Genomic DNA, 15,473 nt, shown 5'->3' with positions numbered 1-15,473 from the left:
GGGTTATACTTACAGTAAAGGGGTGTGACAAAATGAATTATGTGCCTATCGTTGTTGAACAATCTAGTCGTGGAGAACGTTCCTATGATATTTATTCACGTCTTTTGAAGGATAGGATTGTTTTCGTTACCGGTCCGATTGATGACAATATGGCAAATGTTGTCATTGCTCAGTTATTGTTCCTGGAGTCCGAGGATCCGGACAAAGACATCCATCTGTATATTAACAGTCCTGGTGGCAGCGTAAGCGCCGGCATGGCTATTTATGATACGATGCAGTATATTAAGCCTGACGTTTCTACTATCTGCATGGGCATGGCTGCCAGCATGGCATCCGTGCTCCTGGCAGCAGGCGCGCCGGGTAAGCGTTTTGCATTGCCGTATTCCCGTGTTATGATTCACCAGCCCTTGGGTGGTGCACAGGGCCAGGCAACGGAAATTGAAATCCATGCCCGTGAAATCCTGCGTATCCGTGAAGAAATGAACCAGGTACTGGCAAAGCATACCGGTCAGACAGTGGAAAAAATTGCTGCTGATACTGAGCGCGATCATTATCTGACAAGTAAAGAAGCTAAGGAATATGGCCTGATTGACGAGGTTGTTTCCCGTAGTAAATCTGCAGAGTAAGATATACTATAAGGAGATTTAAAATATGAGTTTTAATGAAGGACATGATGGAAACCCATGCTGTTCCTTTTGTGGCAAGCGTGAAGGTCAGGTTAAAAGACTGATTTCCGGTCGTGGTGTTTACATCTGCGATGAGTGTGTCGATTTCTGTAAATCAATGCTTGAAGAGGAAAAAGAAAGCGATGCTGCTGAACAGTTGGTGAATGCTGATCTGCCTAAGCCTCAGGAAATCAAGGCAATCTTAGATGAGTATGTTATTGGTCAGGATGAGGCTAAAAAGACCTTGTCTGTTGCTGTATATAATCATTACAAAAGAATCAATTATGAAATCCAGAACCCGGGGTCCAAACGTGACCTGGAGCTGCAGAAGTCCAATATTCTGATGCTTGGTCCTACCGGTAGCGGTAAAACACTGCTTGCCCAGACTTTGGCAAAGATTTTGCAGGTTCCCTTTGCTATTGCTGATGCTACTACCTTAACGGAAGCAGGCTATGTAGGCGAGGATGTTGAAAACATCCTGCTCAAGCTTATCAGCAATGCAGATTATGATATTGAAGCTGCTCAGCGTGGTATTATCTATATCGACGAGATTGATAAGATTGCCCGCAAATCTGAAAACGTTTCCATTACCCGTGATGTTTCCGGTGAAGGTGTGCAGCAGGCTCTGCTGAAAATCCTTGAGGGTACTGTTGCCAGCGTTCCACCTAAGGGAGGACGCAAGCATCCGCATCAGGAGTTTATCAATATTGATACAACCAATATCCTGTTTATCTGCGGTGGTGCTTTTGCAGGACTGGAGCATATCATCAATGCCCGTGTTGGCAAGAAAAACTTGGGCTTTGGTGCTGATATCCGCCGCAAGGAAGAGGTTGATAACGAGGCTGTATTTGCCAAGGTATTGCCTGAGGATATCATGAAGTTCGGTATTATTCCGGAATTTGCAGGACGTATGCCGGTGGTAGTAACGCTCAATCCTTTGGACGAAGCTGCTCTGGTACAAATACTGACTGAGCCGCGTAATGCTTTGGTTAAGCAATACCAGCGTTTCCTGGAAATGGACGGCGTAGATTTGGAGTTCGAGCCTGGTGCTTTGACTGCTATTGCTGAGGAAGCATTGAAACGTAATGCCGGAGCGCGTGGCCTGAGATCGATTATCGAATCTACCATGCGTAACGTAATGTATGATGTTCCTTCCCGTGATGATGTAACAAAGTGCATTGTTACTGAAGCTACTATACGCCAGCATTGCGAACCACAAATGATTACAAAATAACAAAATATCTAAGGGGGAAGGATTATTATACCTTCTCCCTTATTTTATCGCTATGACAGGTATATGCTTAATGGCGTACTGTCAATAAATTTCTCTCTTGTTTTGGGAGCTGAAGGAGGGATTATATGGCTAATTTGATAATTACAAAGCCCCTGCTGCCTTTGAGGGGCATCTTGATTTTTCCAGGCATGATTGCCAATATTGATGTTGGCAGAGAAAAATCTATGGCTGCTATTGATGCTGCTGAGAATACAGATAAGCAGATTATCCTGGTTGGGCAAAAGCAGCCGGAACAGGAAAATGTTACTGCTGACGATTTGTATACATGGGGTGTTTTGGCAACCATCAAGCAAAAACTGCAGCTACCTAACGGTGCTGTACGTTTGCTGGTAGAAGGCTTAGAGCGCGTACATGTGCTGCATGCGGCAGAGGTTAATGAGAATGAGCAGGATTTCTTTGTTGGCGAGGTAGAGGTTGTGCCGGCTGATGATGCAGTAGATGCTGAAGCGGAAGGCCTGCGTCGCTTGCTGCTGGACGCCTTTGAGCAATGGGTTCTGCTTACGAAAAAGGTTAATCCTGATACAGTGCAGTCCTTAAAATCGCGTGCTGATGTAAGCAAGGTTCCTGATATTATTGTCGGCTACCTGCCGCTGGCGTTAAACGAAAAGGAAAATCTGCTGGAAACAGCACCGCTTAAGCAGCGTTTACGCAAATTATACGAGATTCTTGTGCGCGAGCAGGAAATTGCTGACGTAGCTAAAAATATTTCTGACCAGGTACACCAGCAGGTGGAGCAGAATCAGAAGGAGTATTACCTGCGCGAGCAAATTAAGGCTATCAGCAAGGAGCTTGGCGAAAACGAAGACGTACAGGCAGAAATTGCTGACTATAAGGAGCAGATGTCCAAGCTGAAGATGCCGCAAAACGTGGCAGAAAAAATCAATAAGGAGCTGGGACGTCTGGCAAAAATGCCGCCGATGACACCGGAGGGAGCGGTAATCCGTACCTATATCGATTCGCTGCTTTCGTTGCCCTGGGGCAAATTTACCAAGGATAATTTTGATATAGATAAGGCGCAGGACGTTCTTGATAAGGATCACTACGGCCTGAAAAAGGTTAAGGAGCGTATCCTGGAATATCTGGCAGTACGTGCGCTGTCCAAAAGCACACGTGGACCGATTCTGTGTCTGGTAGGACCTCCGGGTGTAGGCAAAACAAGCCTGGCAAGCAGCATTGCCAAGGCTATTAAGCGTAAATTTACCCGTATTTCTTTGGGTGGTGTGCGTGATGAGGCTGAAATCCGCGGTCATCGTCGTACCTATATCGGTTCTATGCCGGGACGCATTATTCATGGTATGCAGACCTGTGGCTGCATGAATCCGGTTTTCCTGTTGGACGAGATTGATAAAATGGCTTCTGATTTTCGTGGCGATCCGGCTTCTGCTCTTTTAGAGGTGCTTGATCCGGAGCAGAACAACAGCTTTAGTGACCACTTTATTGAATTCCCGTTTGATTTATCGCATGTATTCTGGATTGTAACGGCAAATGCTGTAGATACTATTCCGCCGGCTCTTTTGGACCGTCTGGAAATTATCCAATTGAGTAGCTATACTGACGAAGAAAAGGTTAAAATTGCCCAACTGCACCTGTTGCCTAAGGAGCTGAAGCTGAACGGCCTGGAAAAATACAAGGTGAGCGTCAGCGAGAAGGCTATCCGTCGTGTAATTCACGACTACACCAGGGAAGCAGGCGTGCGTAACCTGGAGCGCAAGCTGGCAGGTATCTGCCGCAAGGTTGCCTTCAAAATTGTCAAGGGCAAGGGTAAGGGAGCACAGGTAACAGAAAAGAATCTGGAAAAATACCTGGGACCTGTTATTTATCTTGATGATGATATCAGCCTGAAATCCAGTGTCGGCGTTGCCAATGGCCTGGCCTGGACTAGTGTTGGCGGTGAGCTGCTGAAGGTAGAGGTACTGGCGTTTAAGGGCAAGGGCAATCTTACACTTACAGGTCAGCTGGGTGATGTAATGAAGGAGTCGGCTCAGGCCGGTTATACCTATATCCGCAGCCGTGCGGAAGCTCTGGGGATTGCAGCCAACTTTGGTGAAACGATGGATATCCATATCCATCTGCCGGAGGGTGCTGTGCCGAAGGACGGTCCGTCTGCCGGCGTAACGATGGTTACTGCCATGGTATCAGCGCTGACAGGTAAAAAGGTTAAGGGCAGGCTGGCGATGACCGGCGAAATCTCCCTTTCCGGTAAGGTATGGCCTGTTGGCGGTATCAAAGAAAAAATGCTTGCCGCTTATCGTTATGGCGTGAAGACAGTGCTGCTGCCTAAGCGCAATATGCAGGATTTGGACGAGCTGCCGGAAAATGTTCGCAAGGAAATGCAGTTTATACCTGTTGAGCATCTTGATGATGTTTTGAAGCTGGCATTGGAGGATCAAAATGAGTAAAGATAATTGGGATATTATCCGTGCTAAGTATGTGGCCTCTGCAGTACGTGCAGACCAATATCCGCAGCCTTCTCTGATTGAAGCTGCTTTTATCGGCCGCAGTAATGTAGGCAAATCATCGCTTATTAATTCACTCTGCCGCCGCAACGGCCTGGCACGCGTAAGCTCTACTCCGGGTAAAACGCAGACCATCAACTTTTACGAGCTGGAGGCTAAGCGTGTAGTTGAGGGTGAGGATGAAAGAGCTTCCTTTTATCTGGTAGATTTACCTGGCTATGGCTTTGCTAAAACAAACCATAATAATAAGGACCAATGGTCAGGTTTTATCAGCAAATATTTATCCGGCAGTGAAAACCTGGGTGTTGTCTGCCAGCTGATTGATATCCGTCATAAGCCTATGGACAGCGATATGGAATGCTTCAACTGGCTGCGCAGCTGTGGCCTGAAGGTGCAGGTTGTGCTGACCAAGTCTGATAAGCTTTCGAAAAATGCTGCTATGTCTCAAAAGGCACTCTTTAAGCGCGAAATGGGCCTGAAGGAGCATGAGATTATTACCTATTCATCTTCGCAGCACACCATGCGTGGCGAGCTGATTGAGCGCATCATGAATGCTTTATCCGCTAACGGTGTAGAGCAGGAGTAAAAATCATGTTGTTAAACCGCTTGTTGCTTTTTATTATGGCGCTTTGCCTGGGCAGCCTGCTGGTGCGGATGCATATACCGATTCCATTTTTGCTGGGTGGCCTGTTGACTGCTTTGCTTTGCAAAACGCTGACGCATCGCAGCGATGTGAGCTGGCCTAAGCAATGGCGCGAATATGCTTTGATGGTTGCCGGTTATGGTATTGGCTCTACCTTTACCTCTGACACCTGGAATAACTTTTTGGCTGAGCTGGTAGGTGTAGCAGAAGCAACGATAGTTATTTTGGCTGCAAGTATGGTATTGGCCGTTATTACGGCAAAGCTGGCGCGGGAAAATCTTAAAAGCTGTGTCATGGGAATGCTGCCTGGCGGCATGACGCTGACGATGCTGCTTTGCGAGGATGACAAGGAGGTTAATCCTAATGTTGTCATGGTAATGCAGATTCTGCGTCTGTTGGGCGTGGTGATTACTGTGCCGTTTCTTGTCATCTGGCTTTTGCATGCGCAGGTGACAGGCAGCAGCGTAGCGTTGCCGAACCATGGCGGTATACATTGGCTTGTTGTTGTGCCTCTGTCTGTTTTGGGTAGCTTTATAGCGAAGAAGATACATATGCCGACGCCGAGACTGTTGGGACCCATTTTGGCGACAGCTGCCTTTGACGTCTTGGCTGGCAGTGTGCAGCCGGTGCCGTTTTGGCTGATGGCAGCAGCTCAGGCAAGTATTGGCTTGTTCATGGGGATGCAGCTTGATGCGGACCGCATTATCAAAACTAAAAAAATGGTACCCTATGTTCTTATCGGTACAGCAATACTTATTGTTGTGAGCATTGGCATGGCTAATGTGCTTGCCGCACGCTACGGCTTTTCGCTGGTAACGGCGTTTTTGGCGATGGCACCCGGAGGCATAGCCGAAATGTCTTTGGCCGGTATGAGTATGGGTGAGAATGTTTCGATTATCCTGACCTATCAGCTGGTGCGTGTGCTGGTGATAAATATCTTTATCCCGCCACTCTTATCATGGTGTTTTAAGGATAAGCAGGCATAAAAGTATAGAGGATTGTAGGAAAATTTTTCATGACTTTAGAAAATTTTTTCTTACAGTCCTCTTTGCTTTTCAATGTTAAATCCTTGTAAAGTACCATGCTGTAAGGCTTTAGAGCTTCCCAACCACTTAACGGGACACAAAAAGTCCATAGTGGACAAAAACGTCATAAGGTGTTATACTAAATGCATGTTAAGGCAATACCTTAAAATAATAAAGAAGGGATGATATAAAAATGACTTTTGAAAAATTTGTTGAGACTCTGTGCAACTTTAAATGGTATATGATTCACTGATTTCAGGAGGTGAGAATAATGCTGGAAAAATTCATCAAAGCTTTGTATGAAATGAATTTCTACTATATCCATTAACAGGTGGTATAAAAAATGCAAATCGCTAAACCGTAAGAACGCTTGCAGCTGGGCTGTAGGCGTTTTTTGTTGCTAAAAAGCCTGCTTTGACTGGAAAATTGAAGATTTTACATTGTGTTATATGTGAAATATACACAAAGAATAGCTAATCGAGAATGGAGTCAACTACACATGAGAACTCTCTATACATGGGATTAAAGCACAAAAATAAAAATCCTTGAAAAAGGTTGACAAGATAAATAGGAACTGCTATAATTAACACAACAAGTTGATATTGATATTACAGGTGCGAAAGCTCAATAGAGAAGCCGGTGAAATTCCGGCACGGTCCCGCCGCTGTGACGTGGAGCGTGTTTCGTTTATACCACTGGAGGGGTCCTCTGGGAAGGTGGAACACGTGAAGAAGCGAAGCCAGAAGAACTGCCTGTAAGATGCATCGTCGTTTGACCTGCGAGAGACGGGGAGAGATGTCGTAGAGCTGTAGTATAGGTTTGTGCGCCTAGTAGCTTTTGATATTTCGCCGTTTTTCAAAAGTCCCGCCCGTATTGGGTGAAGGATTCTTTTTGAGAAACGGTTTTCTGTTTCTTATGCCATTGAAGGTCACGTGATGGCTGTGACCTTTTGGAGAGTGGCCGGGCCATCGATGCTATCTGTCATACTTGTCCGCGATACTGGACATATCGTGTTTTTCAAATCCCATTCTCAAATTTTTCTTTTAGCTGAGAACATTTCCTTTCTCCTCTCAAGTACGACAGCGTAGGGGTGCGCTGTCGTGCTGACAATCCAGCCATCACAAATGTGGTGGCTTTATTTTTTGCTGTTTAAAGGGAGGTAATTGATATGAAAGAATTATATTTGGCAGGCAAAATTGCTGAACTGCTTGCAGCCTTTGAAGGTATGAAAGGCGTTGAAGAAGTTGTTGCCGGACGTGCCAAGGCCAGCGGAGAGCTGGAAGTAAAGTGCGTACGCGTGCAATATAACCCCAAAAAGACAGATATCTGCGAGCTTTTGAAACAATACTTCAATGAAGGGGTAAATCCCTATATCATCGCAGAAGATCCTTTGGAACAGGCTGCTGTTATTTACAAGGCAGCTGAAGATGTTCCGCAGATTGAATACTATGCCCGTTTTATGCAGAACCGTGGCGCAGAGCCGGGTGCTGCTTTAGGCAACATGATTCTTAATGATACCATGCCTGAGGAAAACGAGCTGCGCAGAGTCCAGATTAATTACGGACGTCTGCAGGAGTTCCTGGCAGATTAAACTGCCTGTTATTTTGTTATATACGGCCTGGACAACCGTGACCGTGTATATAAATGCTGTTTGCTTCTTAAAATCTATCCAAGCAAGGATGCGGCATATGTCCCCTGATGACCGGGTGAGAGCGGTCGGATAGCAGCTGCATCAGCAGACGAGATTGGCTGGAGGTGATATGCGTTTCAGCTTGGTGCTGTGAGCTTTTTCACAGTAATGATTAAATTATTAAAGGAGGATTATTTGAATGGCTGATGAACAACAAAAAACTGCAGCAGTCGTTGATGGCGAAAGACCGTTGACAGACAAAGAACTGGAAGCCATGTTGCGTAAGTCAGAGAAAGTAACCGAATTCCCGGAGGTAACTTTTGATGAATTTACCGAACCCACCTGGGATGAATGGGTGGAGGCATGTAATGCACTGTTGAAGGGTAAACCCTTTGACAAAATCATGTACACCAAAAACTACGAGGGCATTACCTTTGACCCGATTTATACTCGTAAAGGCACTGATGCAATTCTGCCGACCAACGATTATCCCGGTATGGGCGATTTCCTGCGTGGCGCAACTGTTAACGGTTATGTACACGAGCCCTGGGGCATTGCACAAGCTTGCGATGAAACCTTGCCGGCTGATAACAACGAGCTGCTGAAGGAAGAAATTTCCAAAGGCTCCACTGTTTACAATATCAAATTTGATACTGCAACCAAAAACGGCGTAGACGTTAAAGATGCAGAAAAACCTGGTGATATTGGCGTGAACGTTACTACCGTTGAAGATATGAGCGTTCTGCTGAATGGTCTGAAACTTGACAAATATCCTATTATGATGTACACCGGCGCTGGCGCTAAAAATCTGCTGGCTCTGACTGTAGCTGCTTTGAAGGGCGCTGGTCATGATGTAAAAAAACTGCGTGGCGTTATCGGCGGCGATCCAATCGGCGAGCTGGTAAAAACCGGCAAAACCGCAACCTCTCTGGATGCTTTGTATGATGAAATGGCTGAAACCATTAAATTTGCTAAAGCTAATACTCCGGAAGTTCGCACTGTTTTCATCAACAGTGATGCTTACACCGATGGCGGTGCAGAAGCAGTACAAGAAGTTGCTTACACCTTCGCTACTGCTGTTGAATATGTACGTCAAATGCAAAAACGTGGCGTTGAGCTGCACGACATTGCTAACTCCCTGTACTTCTGCTTCAACCAAGGTGCAAACTTCTTCATGGAAATCGCAAAACTGCGTTCTCTGCGTATGATCTGGGCAGCTATTATGGAAGCATTCGGTGCTGAAGAAGCAGATCGCGCTATTAAGGTTCATGGCCGTTGCGCTCGCTTCACCAAAACCGTTGTTGACCCGTATGTAAACATGCTGCGTAACTGCACCCAAACCTTCTCCAGCGTTGTAGGTGGCGTATGCACCTATGACAACCCGCCGTTTGACGAGTTGATTCGTAAAGGTGACGTATTCTCCCGTCGTATCGCTCGTAACCTGCATGTAATGCTGCAAGAAGAATTTGGTATGCTGAGCCCGATCGATGCTGCCGGCGGTTCCTGGGGCGTTGAAACCCTGACCAAGCAGATTACCGAAAAAATCTGGGCTGAGTTCCAAAAGGTTGAGGAAATGGGCGGTATTGTTAAAGCTCTGGAAGCTGGCTATCCGCAAGCACAAGTTGCTGACGTTTTGGCTAAACGCTTCAAAGCTCTGGAAATGCGCAGCGATCGTGCTGTTGGCGTAAACATGTACCCGAACATGACCGAAGAACCGTTGGAGCGCCGCGAAGAAGACACTCCGAAACTGAAGAAAGAACGCGAAGCTGCTGTTGCTGCTTACGTTGCTGATATCGACACCAACTACCTGGCTGGCAAGCTGGCTGCAGTTGAAACTGTTGAAGGCGCAATCGAAGCATTCAGCAATGGTGCTACTATCGGCCAGGTTGCTGCTGCATCCTGCAAGGCTGAAGCTCCGGAAACCGTTGAAGCAATCGCTGCTCATCACTGGACCGAGCGCTATGAAGCACTGCGTTTCGAAACTGAAGACTATGTTAAGAAAACCGGCAAAAATGTTGAAGTATTCCTGTGCAACATGGGACCGATTCCTCAACATAAAGCTCGTGCCGACTTCTCCACCTCTTTCCTGCAGGTTGGTGAATTCAACGTTCATCTGAACGATGGTTTCCAAGACGGCGAAGATGGCGATCAATACGAAAAATGCCTCAAAGCTTTCAAAGAAGGCGACTACGATGTTGCAGTTATCTGCTCCACCGATGCTACCTATCCGGAAATCGTTCCGAAACTGGCTCCGATGATTAAAGCAGCTATGAAACCGTCCGCTACTCTGTTCCTGGCCGGCGCTGCTCCGAAAGACATGGAACAAGTTTACAAAGATGCTGGCGTTGACGATTTCATCAGCGTAAAAGCTAACTGCTTCCAAACTCTGAAGATGCTGCAAAAGAAGAAAGGGATGATTGAATAATGAGCATTAATCCGGATTTCACTAAAGTAGCCCTTCCTGATCATCCTTCTTGTTCTTATGACGAATGGAAGAAGAATCTGGAAGAAAAAATGGGCGAAAATTACGATGCCCTTTACGATACTACCTTGGAACGTATTCCTAAAGCTCCGCTGTACACCAAGGATATCTATGATAAATGTAACCATTTGGACTTCATGAGCGGTATTCCTCCGTTCCTGCGTGGTCCTTACTCCACAATGTATGTATTCCGTCCGTGGACTGTACGTCAATATGCAGGTTTCTCCACTGCGGAAGAATCTAACGCATTCTATCGTCGTAACCTGGCTGCAGGCCAAAAAGGTCTGTCCATCGCGTTCGACTTGCCGACTCACCGCGGCTATGACGCTGATAACCCGCGTGTAGTTGGTGACGTTGGTAAAGCAGGCGTATCTGTTTGCTCCATGCTCGATATGAACATCCTGTTCTCCGGTATTCCTCTGGATCAGATGTCCGTATCCATGACCATGAACGGCGCAGTTCTGCCTGTACTGGCATTCTTCATCGTATCCGGTGAAGAGCAAGGCGTTGATAAATCCATCATGGCCGGTACCATTCAGAACGATATTCTGAAAGAGTTCATGGTACGTAACACCTACATTTATCCGCCTGCTATGTCTATGCGTATCATCGGTGATATTTTCGAATACACCACCAAATACATGCCTAAATTCAACAGTATTTCCATTTCCGGTTACCATATTCAAGAGTGCGGCGCAACCTGCGACCTTGAATTAGGCTACACTCTGGCCGATGGTATGGAATATATCCGTACTGGTGAAGCTGCAGGCCTGCCTGTAGACGCATTCGCAAAACGTCTGTCCTTCTTCTGGGATATGGGCAAAAACTACTTCATGGAAGTTGCAAAAATGCGTGCTGCTCGTGTTCTGTGGGCTAAAATTCTTAAGAGCTTCGGCGCTAAGAACCCGAAATCCATGGCACTGCGTACTCACAGCCAGACTTCCGGCTGGTCTCTGACCGAACAGGATCCGTTCAACAACATCTCCCGTACTTGTATGGAAGCTATGTCTGCTGCTCTGGGCCATACCCAATCCCTGCATACAAACGCACTGGACGAAGCTATCGCACTGCCGACTGACTTCTCCGCTCGTCTTGCTCGTAACACCCAGCTGTACATCCAGGATGAAACCAAAGTCTGCAAGATTATCGATCCGTGGGGCGGTTCCTACTATGTTGAATACCTCACCAACGAAATCATTCGCCGTGCTTGGGCTCATATCCAGGAAGTTGAAGCACTCGGTGGTATGGCAAAAGCTATTGCAACCGGCCTGCCGAAGATGCGTATTGAAGAGTGCGCAGCTCGTCGTCAAGCTAACATCGATAGCGGTAAAGAAACCATCGTTGGCCTGAACAAATATCGTCTGGCTAAGGAAGATCCGCTGAATGTACTGTCCATCGATAACACCGCTGTACGTAACGCTCAGATTAAACGTCTGGAAAAACTGAGAGCAGAACGCAACAACGACGCTGTTGCACGCGATCTGGAAGCTATTACCCGCGCAGCAGAAACCCGTGACAACGGCAACCTGCTGGAAATGGCTGTACAAGCTGCTCGCGACCGTGCTTCCCTCGGTGAAATTTCTGACGCAGTTGAAAAAGTATCCGGTCGTTTCAATGCTGTAATCCACACTGTATCCGGTGTATACTCCAGTGAATTCAGCGGCAACGATGACATGGAAAAAGCTACCAAACTGGCTGATGAGTTTGAACAACTTGAAGGCCGTCGTCCTCGTATCTTCCTGGCTAAAATGGGCCAAGACGGTCATGACCGCGGACAAAAAGTTCTGGCAACCTCCTTCGCTGATATGGGCTGGACCGTCGACGTTGGTCCTCTGTTCCAGACTCCGGAAGAATCTGCACAAGACGCTGTAGATAACGACGTTGATATGGTTGGCTTCTCCTCCCTGGCTGCCGGTCATAAGACCTTGCTGCCGGCAATCGTTGAAGAACTGAAGAAACGTGGCCGTGAAGATATCATGGTATGCATCGGCGGCGTAATTCCTGCACAGGATTACGACTACCTGTATGAACATGGTGCAGCAGGCATCTTTGGACCTGGTACCAACATTCCTAAGTGCTGCATCCAATTACTGCAAATGTTGGTTGACCGTGCAAAAGCTGAACACGCTGAAGACTGAGGTGATATAAATGCCTGAAACTGGTGAAAAAGATATTAGGCCGAGTTGGGTACCCCTGAAAAAAGACCCTAACTTTGCCTGCTCTGTAATGGGCGGGATTGACAGCGCCGTAAACGCTGTCAGCGAGGAGAAGTATAACCCTGTGGATAAAATTAGGAAATTCCCCTTGAGGAAAAAGCCTAGTCCGGAAGAGTTAATAAAAGGAGTCAGTGAAGGCGATCGTAAAACCTTATCTCAAGCTATTACTCTTATAGAAAGCAATGCGCCGAGGGATTTTGATAAAGCACAGCGTGTCCTGCAGGCTCTCCTGCCGCGTACAGGCAAAGCTTTGCGCATTGGCATTTCCGGTGTACCGGGTGCCGGCAAAAGTACCTTTATCGAGTCCTTTGGTCAGATGCTGTGTCATCAGGGCTATAAGGTCGCAGTTCTTGCTGTCGATCCTACCAGCTCTATTACCGGTGGCTCTATTTTGGGTGATAAAACGCGTATGCAGATGCTGTCGCGTGAACCTAATTGCTTTATCCGTCCGTCCCCTGCAAAGGGTACATTGGGCGGCGTTGCCCGTAAAAGCCGTGAAACAATGCTGCTTTGCGAGGCTGCAGGCTGTGATGTTATCTTAGTAGAAACTGTAGGTGTAGGCCAGTCCGAAATCACCGTCCGTTCGATGGTTGACTTCTTTATGCTGGTAGTACTGACCGGTGCCGGTGATGATCTGCAAGGCATCAAGAAAGGCATCATGGAGGTTGCCGACGCTATCGTTGTCAACAAAGCCGATGGTGACAATCTGCCTAAGGCTATCGTTACCCAGGGTGAGTATGAGCGTATGATTGAATTCATTCGTCCTGCTACCGAAGGCTGGAAAACTCACGCCTACAGATGCTCTGCTTTGACCAAGGAAGGGTTGCTTGAGCTTTGGGCAGTAATGCGCAAGTTCGAAAAAGTTACCAAAGAATGCGGTTCCTTCGACAAACGTCGTAAATCGCAGACTATTTCCTGGGTTAACAGCATGATTGACGAGCATTTACATAACCTGTTCTTTGAAGACCCGATGATTAAAGGACGCTTACCGGCAGTAATGGAAGCAGCTGTTAATGGCGTGGTATCCCCAAGTCAGGCTGTTACCGAGCTGATTAATGCCTTTGATATTGATCGTGCTTCAATGAGGCATCGCAATCAAAACAAATAAAGTCCGGCAAGAAAGCACCCCGTGGTGATTTTTGACCGGCAAAAACAAAAGGCTGTCACTGATGAAGCTTCATCAGCTGACAGCCTTTTGGCTTTTTAGATTATAGCTTAGAGGTACTGCTCAAGGATATTCTGGTACGGAAAATATGCTGAAATTTTGAGAGAAGTGTACAGGAAATGGGCTCTAAAAGAGTAAAAGATTCTATTTTTCTTGTTGTCAGCAAATGAGCGCATATTTAGTGAGATGTGTTCTTACAATATTTTTTTTGAGAACTTTTTCGCTAAAGTCTTGACATTCTTAATCGGACTGAGTATAATTAAAAGCAACAAATCAATATTTCGTATGAAGCACTAATTGGTGAAAATCCACACGGTCCCGCCGCTGTAACAGGCTTGCCTGAAGTCAGCAAAGTACTTTATACAAGCATATGCTTGACCTGCGAGCGACAGGAGAAGATGTTAACAGACAAGATACTGTTTATGTGAGAGTGGCAGCTATCTTAATTGTGCGCATTAACCGTCTTTGCTTGCAAAGGCGGTTTTTTTCAACTATCAAATGTGGGTCGAAATATTGATTTCCCAAACATTAGAACAAACTAAGCAAATCGGACAATTTGCTGTTCTGTTACGTAAAGATCTTTTCAAATTCTCCTTCTCCTCCAAATTTATCGTGTGTAGCTTGTTACAGGGGTGTGGCAATGCAACAATAAAAAAACCGCCAGGTAAGGCGGCTTTTTTATTGTCCTCAGTAAGGTAGAAACAATAAAAGCTTTGCAATCAAAAAAACCGCCGTAAGGCGGTTTTTGTCTTTTATAAAGAGGAGTTTTTCAGGACTTCATCCAGGTTGCATACCTGCTGTGAATTACGTGTCTTGGAATAGAATTTGAGGAAATGCTGGGCAACAACGGAAAGCGGTCTGTCCTTAACCTTTACAACGGTTTTGTAAACGTCAGCCTTGATGTCGGATATAGGACGGGTGATAAACTCTTCGCCAAGGTCCTCTCCGGGCTCTACAGGCACGATAGAAACGGCTGCCTTGACGCGTGTCCATTCCAAAGTAGTGCTGCGGGTGGTGCTGGTGCAGGTGATGCGCGGCACGATGGATGCCTGCGCACAGGCCTTAAGGAAGATTTCGGAGCAGCCGGAGCTGATGCTCAGAGGTACATCCTCTAATTCCTTAAGGGTGACAACCTTTTTGCTGTCATCCAGAAAAACAGAGTTTTTATGGAAAACGGCTGTAAGCTCTTCATCACGACGGAAGAGAACTTCAAAGTTATCCTGATGCTCTACCGGTACGCTCAAAATTCCCAGCTCGGTAATACCGTTAAGCATTTGCTGTGTCTGCTCGTTGATGCTTGCTTCGAACAGCTCACATTTGATATTAGGATAAAGAGCACAGAAATCCTTGAGGGAGGATTTGATGAATAAAGCACTGCGGGAGTTGGCAATGCTGAAACGCAGCGTACCTACAACACCGCCCATGATGTTTTCAATTTCGCTTTTGGCAAGATCCTCCAAAGCACACATGTACTTTGCTTTTTGATAGAGGACGCGTCCTGCTTCTGTCAGGAGAATCTGACGGCTGCCGCGGGTGGTAATTATAAGCTTGGTGCCGAAATAGTTTTCCAGGGCACGCAGCTGCTTGCTGAGGGCCGGCTGAGCAATATGCACGTAATCAGCCGCACCGGTAAAGCTACCGGCTTCAATAATTGCCAAAAAGTTTCTGTAATTGTCTAATTCCATGTTTGCAGACCTCCAACTAATACTAAACTTATGTAAAATAGAAACAGTAATAGATTCTAAATATGGGTATAATACAATTAGTTTATCATATTGCTAGTATATTTTCAAGAAATTCAACGATTAAGGCTATTATAGAACAGAAGAATGCCAAAAAGCAATAATAAAATGTCATATCTATAATTCCTATTAGCTATTTTTCTTATTAAGCAATA

At 46.2% G+C, this 15,473-nt stretch carries 10 protein-coding genes and 2 riboswitches; of the genes, 9 read left to right on the top strand and 1 reads right to left on the bottom strand.

Going from position 1 to position 15,473, the window contains the following annotated elements:
- Window positions 1-32 precede the first annotated feature (32 nt).
- The 9 genes from clpP to meaB all read left to right on the top strand — a co-directional run bounded on the left by clpP (window position 33) and on the right by meaB (window position 13,519).
- On the top strand, window positions 33-626 hold the full coding sequence (clpP, locus tag Q0G26_RS08315) for an ATP-dependent Clp endopeptidase proteolytic subunit ClpP (protein WP_009144839.1): 594 nt from the start codon (window positions 33-35) through the stop codon (window positions 624-626).
- A 25-nt stretch (window positions 627-651) separates the two neighbouring features.
- Entirely contained in the window at window positions 652-1,899 is a 1,248-nt protein-coding gene (gene clpX, locus Q0G26_RS08310) for an ATP-dependent Clp protease ATP-binding subunit ClpX (protein WP_293829798.1), read from the top strand.
- A gap of 125 nt (window positions 1,900-2,024) precedes the next feature.
- The gene (gene lon / locus Q0G26_RS08305; RefSeq protein ID WP_293829797.1) at window positions 2,025-4,358 is read left to right on the top strand and encodes an endopeptidase La; all 2,334 of its coding nucleotides are present in this window, start codon (window positions 2,025-2,027) and stop codon (window positions 4,356-4,358) included.
- Window positions 4,351-5,001 carry a ribosome biogenesis GTP-binding protein YihA/YsxC gene (yihA, locus tag Q0G26_RS08300; protein ID WP_293694025.1) on the top strand — a complete coding sequence of 217 codons (651 nt, stop codon included), beginning with the start codon at window positions 4,351-4,353 and terminating at the stop codon, window positions 4,999-5,001. The genes lon and yihA overlap by 8 nt, the downstream gene beginning before the upstream one ends.
- A gap of 5 nt (window positions 5,002-5,006) precedes the next feature.
- Window positions 5,007-6,044, top strand: coding sequence for an AbrB family transcriptional regulator (locus Q0G26_RS08295; RefSeq protein ID WP_293829795.1), 1,038 nt, complete (start codon window positions 5,007-5,009; stop codon window positions 6,042-6,044).
- A 634-nt stretch (window positions 6,045-6,678) separates the two neighbouring features.
- A riboswitch (cobalamin riboswitch) is annotated at window positions 6,679-6,854 on the top strand.
- A gap of 397 nt (window positions 6,855-7,251) precedes the next feature.
- Window positions 7,252-7,674, top strand: coding sequence for a hypothetical protein (locus Q0G26_RS08290; protein WP_293829793.1), 423 nt, complete (start codon window positions 7,252-7,254; stop codon window positions 7,672-7,674).
- 238 nt (window positions 7,675-7,912) lie between these two features.
- Window positions 7,913-10,138, top strand: a complete 2,226-nt coding sequence (locus tag Q0G26_RS08285) for an acyl-CoA mutase large subunit family protein (protein WP_293829792.1) — start codon at window positions 7,913-7,915, stop codon at window positions 10,136-10,138.
- Entirely contained in the window at window positions 10,138-12,333 is a 2,196-nt protein-coding gene (gene scpA / locus Q0G26_RS08280) for a methylmalonyl-CoA mutase (RefSeq protein ID WP_293829791.1), read from the top strand. Before Q0G26_RS08285 ends, scpA begins: the two co-directional genes overlap by 1 nt.
- Window positions 12,334-12,343: 10 nt before the next feature.
- On the top strand, window positions 12,344-13,519 hold the full coding sequence (gene meaB / locus Q0G26_RS08275) for a methylmalonyl Co-A mutase-associated GTPase MeaB (RefSeq protein ID WP_210684981.1): 1,176 nt from the start codon (window positions 12,344-12,346) through the stop codon (window positions 13,517-13,519).
- 327 nt (window positions 13,520-13,846) lie between these two features.
- A riboswitch (adenosylcobalamin (AdoCbl) riboswitch) is annotated at window positions 13,847-13,979 on the top strand.
- 349 nt (window positions 13,980-14,328) lie between these two features.
- Here meaB and Q0G26_RS08270 read toward each other — a convergent pair.
- Window positions 14,329-15,261, bottom strand: a complete 933-nt coding sequence (locus Q0G26_RS08270) for a LysR family transcriptional regulator (RefSeq protein WP_210684980.1) — start codon at window positions 15,259-15,261, stop codon at window positions 14,329-14,331.
- Window positions 15,262-15,473: the final 212 nt, after the last annotated feature.

This window comes from uncultured Phascolarctobacterium sp., assembly GCF_934190775.1.
GTDB lineage: Bacteria > Bacillota > Negativicutes > Acidaminococcales > Acidaminococcaceae > Phascolarctobacterium_A.
The sequence above is the reverse complement of the archived record's forward strand: the minus strand, read 5'-3'. Positions and strand labels throughout refer to the sequence as shown.